The organism is Tangfeifania diversioriginum (assembly GCF_900141875.1).
GTDB lineage: Bacteria > Bacteroidota > Bacteroidia > Bacteroidales > Prolixibacteraceae > Tangfeifania > Tangfeifania diversioriginum.
The window spans coordinates 16,184-32,825 of sequence record NZ_FQZE01000039.1 but is presented as its reverse complement, the minus strand read 5'-3'; the positions used below and the strand labels follow the sequence as shown (position 1 = coordinate 32,825).

At 42.3% G+C, this 16,642-nt stretch carries 13 protein-coding genes; 6 read left to right on the top strand and 7 right to left on the bottom strand.

Annotation, left to right across the window (positions count from 1 at the left end):
• Window positions 1-187: 187 nt before the first annotated feature.
• The 3 genes from murA to BUC07_RS18220 all read right to left on the bottom strand — a co-directional run bounded on the left by murA (window position 188) and on the right by BUC07_RS18220 (window position 4,530).
• Window positions 188-1,492 carry a UDP-N-acetylglucosamine 1-carboxyvinyltransferase gene (murA, locus tag BUC07_RS18230; RefSeq protein ID WP_073173207.1) on the bottom strand — a complete coding sequence of 435 codons (1,305 nt, stop codon included), beginning with the start codon at window positions 1,490-1,492 and terminating at the stop codon, window positions 188-190.
• Window positions 1,493-1,506: 14 nt separating this feature from the next.
• Window positions 1,507-2,079 (bottom strand): DUF4290 domain-containing protein, encoded by a 573-nt coding sequence (locus tag BUC07_RS18225; protein WP_073173203.1) that lies wholly within the window; start codon window positions 2,077-2,079, stop codon window positions 1,507-1,509.
• A gap of 126 nt (window positions 2,080-2,205) precedes the next feature.
• Window positions 2,206-4,530 carry an ATP-dependent helicase gene (locus BUC07_RS18220; RefSeq protein WP_175552569.1) on the bottom strand — a complete coding sequence of 775 codons (2,325 nt, stop codon included), beginning with the start codon at window positions 4,528-4,530 and terminating at the stop codon, window positions 2,206-2,208.
• 198 nt (window positions 4,531-4,728) lie between these two features.
• Here BUC07_RS18220 and BUC07_RS18215 point away from each other — a divergent pair, with 198 nt between their 5' ends.
• The gene (locus BUC07_RS18215) at window positions 4,729-6,045 is read left to right on the top strand and encodes a T9SS type B sorting domain-containing protein (protein WP_073173197.1); all 1,317 of its coding nucleotides are present in this window, start codon (window positions 4,729-4,731) and stop codon (window positions 6,043-6,045) included.
• Between the two features lie 17 nt (window positions 6,046-6,062).
• Here the strand turns inward: BUC07_RS18215 and BUC07_RS18210 are convergent, their stop codons facing one another.
• The 4 genes from BUC07_RS18210 to BUC07_RS18195 form a co-directional block, all read right to left on the bottom strand.
• Window positions 6,063-7,058: a sensor histidine kinase gene (locus BUC07_RS18210; protein WP_175552568.1), complete on the bottom strand. Its 996-nt coding sequence runs from the start codon at window positions 7,056-7,058 to the stop codon at window positions 6,063-6,065.
• 184 nt (window positions 7,059-7,242) lie between these two features.
• A complete protein-coding gene (locus BUC07_RS18205; protein ID WP_073173192.1) occupies window positions 7,243-8,781 on the bottom strand; it encodes an AbgT family transporter in 1,539 nt (512 codons plus the stop codon).
• Between the two features lie 261 nt (window positions 8,782-9,042).
• Window positions 9,043-9,606, bottom strand: coding sequence for a nitroreductase family protein (locus tag BUC07_RS18200; RefSeq protein ID WP_073173188.1), 564 nt, complete (start codon window positions 9,604-9,606; stop codon window positions 9,043-9,045).
• A gap of 3 nt (window positions 9,607-9,609) precedes the next feature.
• Window positions 9,610-10,659, bottom strand: coding sequence for an agmatinase family protein (locus BUC07_RS18195; protein WP_073173185.1), 1,050 nt, complete (start codon window positions 10,657-10,659; stop codon window positions 9,610-9,612).
• Window positions 10,660-10,772: 113 nt separating this feature from the next.
• On the opposite strand from BUC07_RS18195, the gene BUC07_RS18190 reads away from it, so the two are divergent.
• The 5 genes from BUC07_RS18190 (at window position 10,773) to BUC07_RS18170 (ending at window position 15,800) form a co-directional block, all read left to right on the top strand.
• On the top strand, window positions 10,773-11,966 hold the full coding sequence (locus tag BUC07_RS18190) for a saccharopine dehydrogenase family protein (RefSeq protein ID WP_073173181.1): 1,194 nt from the start codon (window positions 10,773-10,775) through the stop codon (window positions 11,964-11,966).
• A 200-nt stretch (window positions 11,967-12,166) separates the two neighbouring features.
• Window positions 12,167-13,303, top strand: coding sequence for a carboxynorspermidine decarboxylase (nspC, locus tag BUC07_RS18185; RefSeq protein WP_245792730.1), 1,137 nt, complete (start codon window positions 12,167-12,169; stop codon window positions 13,301-13,303).
• 59 nt (window positions 13,304-13,362) lie between these two features.
• Window positions 13,363-13,566, top strand: coding sequence for a hypothetical protein (locus BUC07_RS18180; RefSeq protein ID WP_073173175.1), 204 nt, complete (start codon window positions 13,363-13,365; stop codon window positions 13,564-13,566).
• Window positions 13,563-13,928, top strand: a complete 366-nt coding sequence (locus BUC07_RS18175) for a PIN domain-containing protein (RefSeq protein WP_073173172.1) — start codon at window positions 13,563-13,565, stop codon at window positions 13,926-13,928. The genes BUC07_RS18180 and BUC07_RS18175 overlap by 4 nt, the downstream gene beginning before the upstream one ends.
• Window positions 13,929-14,012: 84 nt before the next feature.
• Window positions 14,013-15,800, top strand: coding sequence for an alpha-L-fucosidase (locus tag BUC07_RS18170; protein ID WP_073173168.1), 1,788 nt, complete (start codon window positions 14,013-14,015; stop codon window positions 15,798-15,800).
• The last annotated feature ends 842 nt before the right edge of the window (window positions 15,801-16,642 follow it).

The following is a 16,642-nucleotide window of genomic DNA, read 5'->3' as shown; positions in this document are numbered from 1 at the left end:
GAATTATAATTATTATATCCCCTGGTAGTCATTCTATAACAGATTTGTGGTAAAATCCATTAAGATACTGATTATCAGGGGTTTAATCAAATATTTTAAATACTTATTTTGCTCATTTTCAAATAGTTATCCACATTTTTAACGAAGTATTGAATTTTGTGACTATGGTTTAATGAGTTTGAACTTTTCAAATTCGCGAAATATGTGCTCCCAGTTTGCTTAGCCGCTTGTCAATACTGTCATACCCCCTGTCAATTTGTTCAATATTGTCGATGGTGCTGACACCTTTTGCCGACATTGCTGCAATAAGCAGTGCAATTCCGGCTCTGATATCCGGAGATGTCATTTTGGTAGCCCTTAACTGATGCTGGCGGTTTAATCCAATTACAGTTGCCCGGTGCGGATCGCATAAAATAATCTGCGCGCCCATGTCAATCAGTTTATCAACGAAAAACAGCCGGCTTTCAAACATTTTCTGGTGAATTAACACACTTCCCTTGGCCTGGGTGGCCACAACCAGAAGCACACTGAGTAAATCGGGGGTAAGGCCCGGCCACGGCGCATCGGCAATAGTCATAATGGAACCATCGATATAAGTCTCAATCTCATAATTTTCGGTTTCTTTCACTACCAGGTTGTTGCCTTGTTGTTCAACGTTTATTCCCAATCGCCTGAAAGAATCCGGAATAATTCCCAAATGCCCGAGACTTGCATTCTGAATTGTAATTTCAGAAGCTGTCATTGCAGCCAGCCCAATGAAACTGCCCACTTCAATCATGTCGGGCAATATTTCATGAGAACACCCGCTAAGAGTAGCAACACCTTCAATGGTTAATAAATTTGAACCGACACCTGAAATTTTAGCCCCCATCGAATTCAACATTTTGCAAAGTTGCTGAATGTATGGTTCGCAGGCAGCATTAAAAATAGTTGTTTTGCCCTCGGCCAAAACGGCAGCCATCAGAATATTCGCAGTACCTGTAACCGAAGCTTCGTCGAGCAGCATATAAGCACCTTTTAGTTGGGGAGCTAAAACGGTAAACCATTGATTTTCGGCATCGAACTCAAATTTGGCACCTAGTTTTTGCAATCCGGTAAAATGGGTATCCACCCGCCGGCGGCCTATTTTGTCGCCTCCCGGCTGCGGAATCACTGCTTTCCCAAACCGGGCAAGCAACGGGCCGATAATCATTATCGATCCTCTCAGGCTTGCTGCCTGTTCGGCAAAACCGGGCGATTTCAGATAGTCAATATCAACAGAAGAAGCATTGAAACGACAGGTTCCTTTTCGCTCGTTAATAACCTGAACGCCGAGGCCACGGAGTATTTCAATTAATTTTTGAACATCACTGATTTCGGGAATATTACCGATAGTAACATCGCCGGAGGTTAAAAGGGTTGCGCAAATTACCTGAAGTGCTTCGTTTTTTGCCCCCTGTGGGGTAATTGAACCGTTTAGTTTATTTCCGCCTTCAACCAGAAAAGATGCCATACAACAATTTCAGTTTATTTTTTCTTCTTTTTCTTTTTACCTAAAATTGCTTTGGGCTCCATCAGGGTAATATCGCGTGGAACCTTTAATTTATTTCCTGAAATTTCTTCCAAATCCTTAAAAATCTTCTCATCCAAAACAGCATCTTTATTCCAAACTAAAAAAAGTTTTTTCATTTGGTTGGCAGTTTGCTCAATAAGCATACGCTGCTCCTCGCCTTCGCGTTCAATAGCCGCATTAATCATTTTTTCAATAACCAAGCCATAATGCCGGTATTTTATATCGTGCTGCGGATAGGGAACTGAATTGGGTTTTTCGTTGAGAATATCGGGAGAAGGTGGCTCGTATGGGTAATCAATATCGAGTTTAAATTCGCTCATAATAGCCAGGTGGTCCCAAAGTTTATGCTTAAAATCGGCCACATCGCGCAGATAAGGAAATAGATTTCCCATCACATCAATAACGGTTTTTGCCGAGCGGTTGCGTTTCTCACGGTCTTCAATGGTGAGCAGATGGTTCACCATATTTTGTATATTTCTCCCGTATTCGGGCATCGGAAGTTTCTTTCTTTCAGTATTGTAATCCATCGAGTGAAATTATTAATTTATTGTTTTTAATATCCGGCTATACTTTAGGGTGTTATGAAAGTAAACACCTGCAAAACTAATGATTTCTTTGCAATACGCAATTATACCGATTTTGTTTTGCATTTGTTAACCTTTGATTTTCAGTTTGGCAAACTTTAGAAGCAGCTGTTTTTGGCCTGCATTTTTAAAAAAAACAGTAGCTTTTTTGTTGGGTGGAACGCCTTCTATTTTAAGCACTTTGCCCTCGCCAAACCGCTGATGCTCAACGGTCATCCCCTGCATTATTTTATTTGGATCATCGCTTTCGAAGCCTGTTCCGGGTTGGTTGGCCTTCCTGGCTTCAATTAACTTCCGGCTGACAAAATCAGTGGATCGCCGGATTCCTGGAGTAACAGGTTGACGTTTAGAACCTGTAATTTGTCGATTGCCCGGAACCTGTTGTTGCTGAAATGGATTTTGGGATGCTGAAGTGCTGCCGCCAATTTCATCGCCGTCGAGGTATTGTTCGTCCATTTCGATTAAAAACCTGCTGGGGGAACCAAAATCGAGTTTTCCCCACTTGTAGCGCTGGCTGGCATAAGAGAGCCAGGCATTTTCGCGGGCCCTGGTAAGCGCCACATAAAACAACCTGCGTTCTTCCTCCAGTGCTTCAGCCGATTTTTTTTCGCTGGCCTGGGCCGAAGGGAACAGGTTATCTTCCAAACCTACAACAAACACATTTTTAAATTCGAGTCCTTTTGCCGAATGCACTGTCATCAGCGTCACTTTATCCTTGTCTTCGTCTTTATCCGTATCCTGGTCGGTAAGCAGAGCCACATCTTCCAGGAAATTTTCCAGTTTATCCGGGCGGCCTTCTTCTTTCGCATTCAGCGTAAATTCCTGAATCCCGTTCAGCAACTCCTGTATATTATCGTGGCGGCTGAGTCCTTCGGTTGATTTATCACTGTACAGCTCTTTTAAAATCCCGGTTTCTTCAGCAATGGTTTTGGCTGTGTCGAATGCATCGTTTTCAATTGCTATTTTTGCGAACCCCTGAATTAAACCCCTGAACTTTAACACCTTGGCAATAATGCCTTTATTCAGGTTCATCGGATTATTTTCGGGCATTCCGCTAATCATTTTCCAGATGGAGACTTCAGCATTTACGGCTGCTGTCTCCAGTTTTGCCAGGGTGGTTTGCCCAATTCCACGCGCCGGGTAGTTGATGATTCTTTTCAGCGCCTCGTTGTCCCAGGGATTGATAATCAACCTGAAATAGGCCAGTAAATCCTTGATTTCTTTACGCTGGTAAAAACTGAGTCCGCCATAAATTTTGTATGGGATATTTCGTTTTCGAAGGGCTTCCTCAAAAATTCGCGATTGCGCATTGGTACGGTACAAAATGGCGTAATCCAAATTCCGGTAATGGTCGCGGAGCTGCGTTTGCGCAATTTCCTGGGCTACCAAAAACCCTTCCTCGTTATCGGTTAAGGCCGAGATAACTTTAATGTTGTTACCGCGGTCTTTTTCAGAAAAAACGGTTTTGGGAATTTGCCGTTTATTTTTGGCAATAATGCTGTTGGCCGCGTTCACAATGGTTTGTGTGGAGCGGTAATTCTGTTCCAGCTTAAAAATTTTGTGGCTGGGGTAATCTTTCTGAAAATTTAAAATATTCTCGATGCGCGCCCCCCTGAACGAATAAATACTCTGGGCATCGTCGCCCACCACACAAATATTTTTATGGTGCACCGCCAGTTTTTTAATAATCAGGTATTGGGCGTAATTGGTGTCCTGGTACTCATCAACCAAAATATGGGTAAACCTCTGCTGGTATTTTTCCAGTATTTCAGGACGGTCGCGAAAAAGCAGGTTGGTTTTTAGCAGCAAATCATCGAAATCCATTGCCCCCGACAAAAAACAGCGTTTGGCATATTCCTTGTAAATTTCTGCGATAGCGGGCATCCGCATGCTTTTATCGGCCAGTCGCACTTCCGAATTTTGTGCATAAGCCTGTGGTGTTATCAAATTATTTTTCGCCATTGAAATGCGCGAAGACACAACACCCGGTTTATAGGTTTTATCGTCGAGCTGAAATCCCTTTATGATGGTTTTTATAAGACTGCGACTGTCGGAAGCATCGTAAATAGTGAAGTTGGACGGGTAACCGATTACTTCATGCTCGGCCCGCAACATGCGTAAAAAAATGGAGTGAAAAGTGCCCATCCAGAGGTAACGCGCCGTGTTTTCGCCCACAATTTCGGAAATTCGCTCTTTCATTTCGCGGGCAGCTTTGTTGGTAAAAGTAAGCGCCAGAATGGCTGACGGCCGTGCCCCCTGATTCAGCAAATGGGCAATGCGGTATGTGAGCACGCGTGTTTTACCCGAACCTGCGCCGGCAATTATCAACGCCGGTCCGTTGGTTTCCACCACGGCTTCGTGCTGCGATTTGTTTAATTCTTTCAGGTAATCCAATACTATTTAATTTTCTTTCTGATTAAAAAAGACAAAAGTAAAAGATGTTTTCCCATTCACTGTTTTTCTTTCATGCATTTTTCAACAATTTTGAATAATGTATTTTCTGAAACTGCAAAATTCCGATTTTTGTGGCAGCAGAAACAATTAAATAAAAATTATACGTTAATATTGTAGCTCAAAGTATCATCGTTTTTTATGAAGAAAAAAAGTTACATCACCCTGTTGTTCTCGGCACTGTTTTTTCTGAATGCCCCTTTTGCAATGGCACAAATTTCAGCTCCGGGTTCAGTAGGAAGCACGCCCACACAATACCCGGCTTTTCAAGAAACCGACAGCATATTTGTTTTTTGTACTGAAAACGAAAACCAACAACTGGCTGAACTGCAAGCCTCAACCGACCTTGAAGGAACAAAAACTTTTCTTTGGGAAAAATACAGCAACGAAACCGGCACCTTCGAGTTTTATTTTTCGGAAAGTACAGAGGCAACAGAATCAATGATTTCTGCGCTCGAAGACGGAGGCTACCGCGCTACCATAACCCAGGGCGAAACCACAACTATTTACCGCGCCTGGGTTTTCAACAGCTGGTATGCGGCCAGTGCCAACGTTACCGATTCAAACTGTGAGTCGTTTAAACTAATAAGTGATTTCAATTCTCCTGAATTGAATTATTACGATTTGGAAGATAACTCTGAACTTCAGGTATTCAAAGATGTAAATGTGGAATGGAAAGAAGGACAAACAACAATTGCCAGCGTGCAGAACCCGCAACTATTTAATCCGCCCCCCCGGGATACCGAATACACCTTCAGTGTTTACGACCAGTTTGGCTGCGAAACCACAACTACCACGACTTACGAATCCATTGTTACAAAAGCTGACTTTTCGGTTGACCCGCAAAACGGGGAAGCGCCGCTGACAGTTACTTTCAACAATCAATCAGAAAACGGCGATCCGGATCAGTACGAGTGGTTTTTTTACCGCGATCTCGATCAGATAAAACGGGAATCGGAAAATTCGGACCAACCGGTTGACAGTATTATGATTGTGGCCTACGATGAAAACCCTGTGTACACTTTCGAAAATTCAGGAACTTACAATATAAAACTGGTTTCGAAAAAAGTTTCAGCCACCGATTCCAATACATTCCTAACCTGCGTGGACACAGCCTATATTGAAGATTACATTGTGGTGGATACTTCGTTTGTTGCAGTACCCAATGTTTTTACACCCAACGGCGATGGCACCAACGATGAATTTATTGTGAAGTACTGGTCGATGCAAAGCATTAAAATTTCCATTTTTAACCGCTGGGGAAAACGCATTCATTTTTGGGAAAGCAACAACGTCCAGGGTTTTGAAGACACCTACCTTGAAACTGTATGGGACGGCCGGTTGGGCGGCCGATTTGCCAGCCCCGGAGTTTATTACTATGCGGTTGAAGGCATGGGACGTGATGGAGAAAAACGAAAAAAACATGGCTTTTTCCACCTGTTCAGGGGAAAAGATTAAAGGCTATCGTTTTAAAATTAGTTTTCAAACTGAACAGTTGAAGCTTCGAAAGGCTGGGAATCAGCTACAGCAGCCCCATTAATTGTAAAACTAAATGTGCTTCCTTTGCCTTCTTCTGATTCAATTCCGATTTTTCCGCCCAGCATCGCGGCGTAAGCTTTTGCAATAGCCAGCCCCAGTCCCGAGCCTTCATATGGCCTTGTAATCTCAATATCAGCCTGAACGAATCGGTCAAAAACTGCCTCCTGTTTCTCTTTTGGAATTCCGGAACCGGTGTCTTTCACATAAAACAAATAGGTACCGTTGTTCCTCCTAAATCCAATTTCAACAAAACCTTCCCTGGTGAATTTTATGGCATTTTTTATAAAATTGGTCAGAATCGATTCAAACTTATTTTTATCAGTATTGAAAACTACCATGCTGTCCGACAATGAATTAACCAAACGTAAACTGAGATTCTTCTCTTCTGCTGCGGGTTTAAAAAATCCGTAAAGGAAGTTGAGTGATTCATTTACATCGAATTGTGATTTTTTTAATGTAGCCTGGTTCGATTCAATTTTTGAAATTTCAATTATATCGTTTATGGTTTCGAGTAATCGTTCGCTGCTTTTTTTAACAAGGTTCACGTAAATCAAATACTTGTCTTTTGTGAGGGTAACATCTTCCAGCAGGCCCACAAATCCTAAAATGCCATTCATCGGGGTACGGATTTCATGGCTCATGTTTGCCAAAAATGACGATTTCAGACGGTCGCTCTCTTCGGCTCTTTCCTTCGATTCAATCAGCCGTTTTTTAACTTCCTCTTCTTTCTGGGTATAACGGCGAGTTAAAATAAACAAAAACACCGATGTAATTACCACATAAAAACTACCTTTGAACGACTGGAAAGTGCTTAAAACCTGGTTGTCATTTATCAAAAATACAAGAATTGCATCAGTGAGAAAAATCCAAAGCAAACCAATGATAATATAAAGAAAGGTTATCCGGTATTCAAACTTAAATTTACTTTTCATAATAGGCTGGCAATAATAAAACTTAAACAAGGCAACATACAATCTCACAACAAAAAACAGCATATTATCCTGTATAAGCCTGCAGAATACAAGTTAATAAAAATATGCGTGCCAGACAATGATTAGTTTTCTGACATTGAGAGTTCAACAATAAAAAAACAGATTTGTTTGTTTTACCATTTCATCATAAAGGAATATTATAATGAATTCCAGCCCCGGGCCCCAAAGGAATTCCCAGCAGCAACCAAATAACCAGCAGTATAATCCAGAAAATTAAGAAAACGATGGTATAAGGAAGCATGGCGGCTATTATGGTACCGATTCCCGCTTTCGGGTCGTATTTCTGAACAAAGGCTATTATCAGCGCAAAGAAGCTCATCATTGGCGAAATCACATTGGTCACACTGTCGCCAACACGATAAACCACTTGCGATAACTCGGGCGAATAGCCCATTATCATAAACATGGGAATAAAAATGGGGGCAAGAATGGCCCACTTGGCCGAAGCACTCCCCATGAGCATATTAATGGCCGCAGAAAGAAGTATAAAGAGTATCATCAACGGAATCAGCCCGATATCTGCCGACATGAGCAGGTTGGCCCCTTTCACGGCCAGAATAATACCGAGGTTGCTCCATTTAAAATAAGCCACAAACTGGGCAGCAAAAAACACCAGCACAAGGTAGGTTGAAAGTGTTTTCATCGATTTCGACATGCCATTCATCACATCTGCATCGTTTTTAAAGGCTCCCGTGGCAAAACCATACGCGAGGCCCATTCCACCTGCTGTAATTAACAGCATGGCCACAACCCCCTGAATCAGCGGTGAACTTAAAAACCCGCCGTCAGTTCCCCTAAAAAACCCATTCTCGGGAATTAAGCCAATGAGAGTGATAATAAAAATCCCGACAAAAGTGAGCATGGCCATCAGCAATCCCTTCTTTTCCTTTTTCGACAGCCTTTCCACTTTGGTTTCCTCTTCGGCCACTTCTCCGGTATATTTCCCCAGGCGGGGCTCAACAATGCGTTCGGTAACAAACGTTCCGGCAATACCGATTATGAATGTTGAGGCTACCATAAAATAGTAATTGGCTGTAGGGTTCACCACATAATCCGGATCGAGAATTTGAGCCGCCTCGGTTGACAGACCGGCCAGAAGCGGATCTACAGTTCCCAAAATTAAATTGGCACTGAATCCGCCGGAAACCCCGGCGAAGGCTGCGGCCATTCCGGCTATGGGATGCCTGCCCACTGCAAGGAAAATAACCCCTGCCATGGGGATAAGCAAAACGTAGCCCACATCGGAAGCAACGTTGGATAACACGCCGGAAAAAACAATAACAAAAGTAAGCAAGTGCCGGGGCGAATTCAGCACAAGTAACCTGATAATGGCATGGACCAGTCCGCTCTGTTCGGCAATACCAATACCGAGCATGGCCACCAGGACAATTCCCAGCGGGGCAAAACCAGTAAAGTTATCGACCATCTCCAGCAAAATACGGTGGATTCCGTCGTGCGAAAGCAAATTTACCGGGTGGACAATCTCCTTTGTTCCAGGATGAATAACTTCCCACTGCATGTAATAGCCTACTGCTGACAACACCAGCGCCGCAAGGGCAAAAAGGCCAAATAGTGTTGCCGGGTGAGGCAATGCATTTCCAAATCGCTCGGTCCAGTTTAACATCCGCTGAAAAATTCCAACGGATTTTTTCTCATTTCCCATGTATCAAGTGTTACAATCAGTTATCGAATAATACGTTCGTGGTTTTAACACCATCCTGCAAATTTTGCCTCTGCAAAACTTGGTTTTTTAAATTTTCGCAATATCCTTAAAAAATTTTAAGTGGACAAACAAAATTTCAAACGGGCAGAATTACTACATTTTGAAAAATCACAGTGTACCCCAGCCTGTTTCAGTTTGTCAACTTTATAAAATCCGGAGAAACTTTAATATTTTAATGAACGAAAAGAAGCTGATAATTTTCTACCTCCATTCAACTTTTTCCTCAACTGGGCCACGGCCAGGTGATGGAAAATCGACGGAAATATTACCCACGAAAAAGAATCCCAGCAGTTTCTGTCCGGGTTTCAATCCTAAAATATTGTGAAGTAAAGGCAAAAAAGGCGGAGACGCCCAAAACGCTCCCATTTCCATTTCGGTTGCCGTAAGCCACATATTTTGCACTGCCATAGAAACCGCTGCAACCTCCTCCCATTCCGGAATACGTTTTGCTTCGTCGCGTTGCATGATTATGGCAATAGCAACCGGAACACGGCTTAAATTATCTCTGAACTTTACGGCTTTCTGCATATTTACCTCTTCGCCCGAATTGCTTTTCTCCTGCAAATAGCTAAAAACATCCTGCGCTAACTCGTCCTTTTTCTCTTCCTGAGAAACAATAAACCGCCAGGGTTCTGTTTCTTTGTGGGTAGGTGCCCAGTTGGCATTTTCGAGCATCCTCGAAATTTTATCCTTGTCCACTTTTTCATTCAAAAGAAATCGGGGTGGAGTGGCTCGGCGATTTTTAATAATTTCGTCAATATTCATTTTTTAAATCATTTTTTGTGAACGGCCTGAAAGGTTACTTAGTTTGTATATGAGCCGGGCCGATACATTGGCATCCCACTCTGCATTTCCGGTTTCGCACACATCAAACCCAATAATTTGGCGTCCGCTTTCCACCACTTTTTTCAGCAAAAAAACGGTTTCCGGAAAATCCAAACCGCCCGGCACCGGTGTTCCGGTTTGCGGACACAATTTTGGGTCCAGCCCGTCAATATCGATACTAACATAAATATTGGCCGGAAGTTCAGCCACAATTTCTTCGCACTGGGCATCCCAGTTTTTTCCTTTAAACTGGTTTTGTTTGAGCACATGGTCGTAATAAACAGCAATCCGGTCGCCTTCTTTATGAATGACTTCCGTTTCCTCCTCGCAATAATCGCGGATTCCCACCTGCACCAGTTTTTTTAGCGATTGAATTTTCAATGCATTGTAAAAAACCGAAGCGTGCGACCAGGTAAATCCCTCGTAGCTGTTTCGCAGGTCATGGTGCGCATCTACCTGGAGGATTCCAAAGTCGGAATATTTCTCTCCCACTGCTTTCATCGCGCCCAGTGGCACACTGTGATCGCCTCCGATGACAGCTGGAATTTTACCGGCATTGAGTACTTTTTGGGCACGACGAAATACCCATTGGTTCATATTCTCACATTCACGGTTTATCTTTTCCAGTTCTTCCTGCATTCCCCTGTTTTGAGCCAAATCGCCGCCATTTTCCAAAAAACTGATGTAGTTTGACGACTGTTTTCGCAATTTTTTTCCCTTGCCCATTAGAATTTCATTTAACGGCTGCATAAAAATTCCCAGTTTCCAGGCATCTTTCACATCAGCATCAAACAAATCTAATTGCGACGAAGCATCTAAAATTGCTGAAGGTGCGTGGGAAGTGCCGTCGTTATATGAAACGGTAACATCCCAGGGCACCGGTATCAAAACCACATTGGCTGAATTTTCATCAAAAGGAAGGCCGATAAAGTTTCCGTTCTTCAAACCGACACCGCTGGGGTCAAATTCTTTGTTTTGTAATGGGCTGTTCATCAAAAAATGTTTAATTTGTTTGCCTCAAAAATAATTACTTTAATTACGAAAATCACATCATTTGCTTAATTGCCTTGTTGTAATAATTGTAACTAATAAAATAAACAAATAAAATGAGTAAAGTTTTAATAATTGGTGCAGGTGGAGTTGGCCGCGTTGTTGCCGCCAAAGCTGCAAATAACCCGGAAGTTTTTTCTGAAATCATGCTCGCCAGCCGCACCGTTTCAAAATGTGAAACCATAGCAAAAGAAGTGGGCCAGGGTCGCATCCAAACCGCGCAGGTGAATGCCGACAATGTGCCCGAAGTAGTTGAACTGATTCAAAAATTTCAACCTGAACTGGTTATCAATGTGGCGCTTCCCTACCAGGATTTGCCCATTATGGATGCCTGCCTGGAAACCGGGGTGAATTATCTCGACACGGCCAACTACGAACCCAAAGACGAAGCCAAATTTGAATACAAGTGGCAGTGGGCTTATCAGGATAGATTCAAAGAAAAAGGAATTATGGCAGTGCTTGGCTGCGGTTTTGATCCGGGTGTAACCAGCATTTACACGGCTTACGCAGCCAAACATCATTTCGATGAAATTCACACCCTCGACATTGTGGACTGCAACGCCGGCGACCATGGAAAAGCGTTCGCCACCAATTTCAATCCCGAAATCAATATCCGCGAAATTACCCAGAAAGGAAAATACTGGGAAAACGGGAAATGGGTGGAAACTGAACCGCAGGAAATTAAAAAGGTGCTGAATTATCCCAACATCGGGCCGCGCGATTCATACCTGATTTACCACGAAGAGCTGGAATCGCTGGTAAAAAATTTCCCTACCCTGAAACGGGCACGTTTCTGGATGACGTTTGGCCAGGAATACCTCACCCACCTTCGTGTTATTCAGAATATTGGCATGGCCCGCATCGACCCGGTGAAATACAAAGGCGTGGATGTGGTTCCGCTGGAATTCTTGAAATATGTGCTGCCTGATCCGGGCAAACTGGGTGAAAACTACAAAGGAGAAACGTCGATTGGCTGCCGCATCAGTGGTGTGAAAGACGGCAAGGTAAAAACCTATTACATCTGGAACAATGCCAGTCATGAAATTGCATACAAAGAAACCGGCACGCAGGCCGTTTCATACACCACCGGCGTTCCGGCCATGCTTGGCGCGATGATGGTACTCACCGGAAAATGGAAAGGTGAAGGTGTGTTCAATGTGGAAGAGTTTGATCCGGATCCGTTTATGGAAAAAATCGGCGATTTTGGTTTGCCGTGGAATGAAAAGTTTGACATCGATTTGGAACTGTAATTTAAGTGGAAAATAACCAAATAGCAAACATCAAAAAACAAATAATATCCAAATTCCAAATGGAAATTTCCAATTTAATTCTTAAAGTTTTGAGATTTTAAGAATTGAATAATTGGAGTTTTTTTGATATTTGTAGTTTATATTTTTGGAATTTAACCAGTTCTTGAAATCATAAATATTCGCTATAAAAACTATATATCTTGGACTATTCAAAAATTCCTTCGCCCACCTTCGTGCTCGATGAAAAACTGCTTCGAAAAAACCTCGAATTAATTGACACGGTTCAAAAAGAAGCAGATACCGAAATCATCCTGGCATTTAAAGGATTTGCCATGTGGAGCGCATTTCCGCTGGTTCGGCAATATTTAAAAGGAGCCACTGCCAGCTCGCTCAACGAGGCAAGGCTGTGTTTCGAGGAGATGAAAACGCGGGCTCATGTGTATTCACCGGTTTATTTTGAAAACGAGTTTGGCGAATTGATGAGCTACTCCAGCCACATTGTTTTTAACTCGTTCAGCCAGTTTCAGAAATTTTACCCGGAAACAAAAAAAGCCGATCACTCCATTTCATGCGGAATTCGTGTCAACCCGGAATACTCGGATGTGGAAACTGATTTGTACAATCCAAGTGCTTCAGGCTCGCGGCTCGGAGTGGGAAGCAATGAATTTCCGGATGAACTGCCCGAAGGAATCGAAGGCATTCATTTTCATGTGCTGTGCGAATCAGATTCATACAGTTTGGAAAAAGTTTTGGCTAATCTTGAATCGAAATTTGGGAAGTTTCTTCACCAGGTAAAATGGGTAAACATGGGCGGTGGTCATTTAATGACACGTGAAGGATACGACCACAAACACCTGGTTCAACTTCTGCAAAACTTCCAAAATAAATACAATGTAAAAGTTATTTTGGAACCCGGAAGCGCTATTGCCTGGGACACCGGCGTTTTGGTTTCAACCGTGCAGGATGTGGTGGAACACAAAGGAATCAAAACGGCCATCCTCGATGTGTCGTTCACCGCGCACATGCCCGACACGCTGGAAATGCCCTACCGACCGAAAATAATTGGCGCCAAAGAACCCGACAAAAACAGCAAATATTTATACCGGTTGGGTGGAGTGAGTTGCCTGGCCGGCGATTTTATGGAAGTTTACGATTTTGAAAGGGAATTAAAACCGGGCGACCAGGTTATTTTCAAAGACATGATTCACTACACGATGGTAAAAACAACGATGTTTAACGGCGTGAATCATCCGGCAATTGCCATTTGGGCTGAAAATGATCAGCTTAAAATTGTCCGTGAATTTTATTATGAAGATTTTAAAAGCAGACTTTCATAAAAATGGAACAGTTTTGCAACAATCCTCAAAATAAGTAAATTTGGAAAAAGAATTAATTTATGATTATTGAGCGAACAGATAAAGAAGTAATTATTCGTCTTCAACCATCAGTTAACATTGAAGAACTTCAGGAATTAGCCAACTTCTTCAGGTATAAAGAAATTACTTCAAAGTATAAAACGCCTCAGGATGAAGTTGATAAACTTGCCTCCGATGTAAATAAAAACTGGTATAAAAAGAACCGTGACGATCTTCTGAAATGAAATTGATTGTCGATACCAACATTGTATTTAGTACAATCCTGAATTCACAAAGTTGGATTGGACAAATTTTGCTACACCCCGATGATACTTTAATCTTTTTCAGTCCTTTATTTCTTCGTAAAGAGATTCTCAATCATAAACATAAAATAAAACAGCGAACCAATCTGTCAGAAGTTGAATTAGATGAATTAATTGATCTGGTTTATTCAAAAATTCAATTTATTGATGAAAAATTAATTCCAAAAGAAATATTTAAAATTGCTGACCAGCTCACAAGAGAAATTGATTTCGACGACGCAGTTTTTATTGCACTTGCAATTCATCAGAACTGTAAGTTATGGACCGGGGACAAAAACTCATGAATTTTCTTAAAATTAATGGATTTAAAAAGATCATTTCGACGAATAAGTTAAAATCAAAATTGATTAAAAATAAATAATATCAAAATGAAATACCTGAATCTAACATTCGTATTACTGATAATTTCTACATTGACAGGTGCCCAAAAACTCACAAACGAACGCGCCCAATGGTTTACCGACTCACGGTTTGGAATGTTTATTCACTGGGGAATTTACAGCGGTGCAGAAGGTTTTTGGAAGGGCGAGAAACTCCGCAACGACAACGATTATGCAGAGTGGATCATGTACCGCAACCGCATCGAAAAGGAGGAATATTTGACATTGCTCGACCGGTTCGACTGGGATGAGATTGATCCGGAAGAATGGGCAATTCTTGCCAAAAAATCGGGAATGAAATATGTGACCATTACCGCCAAACACCACGATGGATTTGGATTATGGAACAGCCAGGCCAGCGATTTCGATTTGGGGAATTACACCAACCGCGACATTATAAAAGAACTTTCGGAAGCTTGCCAAAAACACGGGTTGAAACTGGGACTTTACTATTCGCACTGGATTGACTGGGAACATGAATTTGGCTGGGACCACACCAAAGAGTTATCCGGAATTACTGCAGAAGACTACGATCAGTACTGGCAGGAAAAAGTGATTCCGCAGGTTCGTGAGCTTCTTACCAATTACGGCGAAATTGGGATGTTCTGGTTCGACATGTGGATTAACCATTCCAAAACAGTTGTTACCAAAGCTCAGCTTTTACAACTGAAAAACCTGATTAGAGAGCTGCAACCAAAATGCATTGTCAATTCGCGACTCGGACTTTCAATTGAAGAAGACCCGGATGTGGATTTCAAAACGCTTGGCGACAACCAGCTGGGCAATAAAAAGGAAAATTTCCCATGGCAATCGCCGGCAACTGTTGCGCATTCCTGGGGTTTCCATAAATCGGACACCGAGTGGAAATCAACCTCTACACTTCTGAAATCGCTCATCGGAAATGTGAGCCTGAACGGAAATTTTATGCTGAACATCGGGCCACGGGCAAACGGCGAAGTACCTTACGAAATTTCACAGCGAATGCTGGAAATGGGGAAATGGTTAGATGTAAACGGCGAATCGATTTATGGTGCCGAGGCGTTCGACCTTCATAAAGATTTACACGACTGGGGAAAAATAACCGCAAAGAAAGAAGGCAGAAAAACAAAACTTTACCTGCATGTTTACACCTGGCCTCTGGAAAAAACATTACCGTTAACGGGAGTTACTTCAACTCCTTCAGGAATTTATTTGCTGGCTGACAAACAAAAATCTCTGTTGCAATTTTCTCATTCCGGCGCTTACACTGAAATACAACTCCCTGATATGGCTCCGGATCCTTATGTATCGGTTATTGTAGTTGAATACCCGGATTATCCTAAAATAATCGAAAACCTCGTGGCTAAAACAGTTTCCGGCGGATTTTCATTGACTCCCGGAAATATTATTTCATCTACTCAGGAGCTAAACCCCGAAAACAAAAGCAGGCGGGGAACCGTGCCTGAACATACCATAATTGATGCTCCGAACCGTTTCACATGGAAAATCTATATTGATTCCCCGGGCAAAAAACAGGTGGATGTTTCATACAGTTTTCAGCAGGAGAACAACAACAGCAAGCTGCATGTAAAAACAAGAAACTCAACGCTAACCCATGAGATTCAGCCGACAGGCAAAACAATTGGCGAACCGAATTCCAACTGGATCATCGACAATTTTAAATCGTCCCGGATCGGAACTATCAATTTTCCTGAAAAAGGATATTACGAAATTGAACTGCAAGTAAATCCAGTAGAAAAAGATGAAATAAAATTTCAGTGGGTTTGGCTGGAATGATGAATCATTTTCCCATTCAATCTAATACAATTGAGTGAAATTTCTTTACTATCGGGGAGTTTGCAGGTTATCAACAATTGTTAATAACGATGGTTAACACTCAGTGAATACAAAACAGGCACAAAATATTGACTCGCATTGCTTTTTAATCTACATTTGATATTACCAGGTGAGCGATAAAAGGCAGCTCCGGAAATGTGGAAACGGCGAACGTTTCTTAGTTGAAACAGGAACCATTTCAATCCGACCTTCGGGAAGGCACATTGAAAGAGCCGAAGTTTGAACCGGCAGTCTGGAAACCGGGTTCATTCAATCAACTGGAAGAGTTCCAGACGTTCTTTCAAGATTGAGTCTTCAGGCAGGAGGCAGCCAACCGAAAGGAAGGCAACAAAAAACTTCGGTTTTTTGAAATGCCCAGACTGCACAACATGAAAGGCAAAAACCTGATTGTTGATTGAAACCGGAAATGACCTTCGGGAAATTACCGGAACCACTGAAAGACACTTCGTCCGGGAAGGCAATCCGGAAAGCCGAACGGACTACTCAAAGGTTTACGCCGTAGAAAGCTAAACCCAAGAGTACAGGGCCTGATTCAACGGTAAAACGATGAACAGAGCCGGCCATAATAACCGTAGCCTGGCGCTCGGGAAAACTTAGGTGGACCCAGTGAATGGGAGCTATTCGTAACAGATTAGCTCCCATTTGTGCTTTTAAGGGGGGCTCCTTCGGATCACTTTAAGAAATTGTGGAGAAGTAGAGTTGATTTTCAAATAAGAGATTCAAGTTTTCCCATCATTAAAGTGTTTTCCATTTTAATTAATATTTTTTTCCTGCCGGAGACC

Excerpts from the sequence above, each read along its gene's own strand:
- murA (WP_073173207.1), bottom strand. The coding sequence starts at position 1,492 with ATGGCATCTTTTCTGGTTGAAGGCGGAAATAAACTAAACGGTTCAATT.
- BUC07_RS18225 (WP_073173203.1), bottom strand. The coding sequence starts at position 2,079 with ATGGATTACAATACTGAAAGAAAGAAACTTCCGATGCCCGAATACGGG.
- BUC07_RS18215 (WP_073173197.1), top strand. The coding sequence starts at position 4,729 with ATGAAGAAAAAAAGTTACATCACCCTGTTGTTCTCGGCACTGTTTTTT.
- BUC07_RS18210 (WP_175552568.1), bottom strand. The coding sequence starts at position 7,058 with ATGAAAAGTAAATTTAAGTTTGAATACCGGATAACCTTTCTTTATATT.
- BUC07_RS18205 (WP_073173192.1), bottom strand. The coding sequence starts at position 8,781 with ATGGGAAATGAGAAAAAATCCGTTGGAATTTTTCAGCGGATGTTAAAC.
- BUC07_RS18200 (WP_073173188.1), bottom strand. The coding sequence starts at position 9,606 with ATGAATATTGACGAAATTATTAAAAATCGCCGAGCCACTCCACCCCGA.
- BUC07_RS18195 (WP_073173185.1), bottom strand. The coding sequence starts at position 10,659 with ATGAACAGCCCATTACAAAACAAAGAATTTGACCCCAGCGGTGTCGGT.
- BUC07_RS18190 (WP_073173181.1), top strand. The coding sequence starts at position 10,773 with ATGAGTAAAGTTTTAATAATTGGTGCAGGTGGAGTTGGCCGCGTTGTT.
- BUC07_RS18180 (WP_073173175.1), top strand. The coding sequence starts at position 13,363 with ATGATTATTGAGCGAACAGATAAAGAAGTAATTATTCGTCTTCAACCA.
- BUC07_RS18175 (WP_073173172.1), top strand. The coding sequence starts at position 13,563 with ATGAAATTGATTGTCGATACCAACATTGTATTTAGTACAATCCTGAAT.
- BUC07_RS18170 (WP_073173168.1), top strand. The coding sequence starts at position 14,013 with ATGAAATACCTGAATCTAACATTCGTATTACTGATAATTTCTACATTG.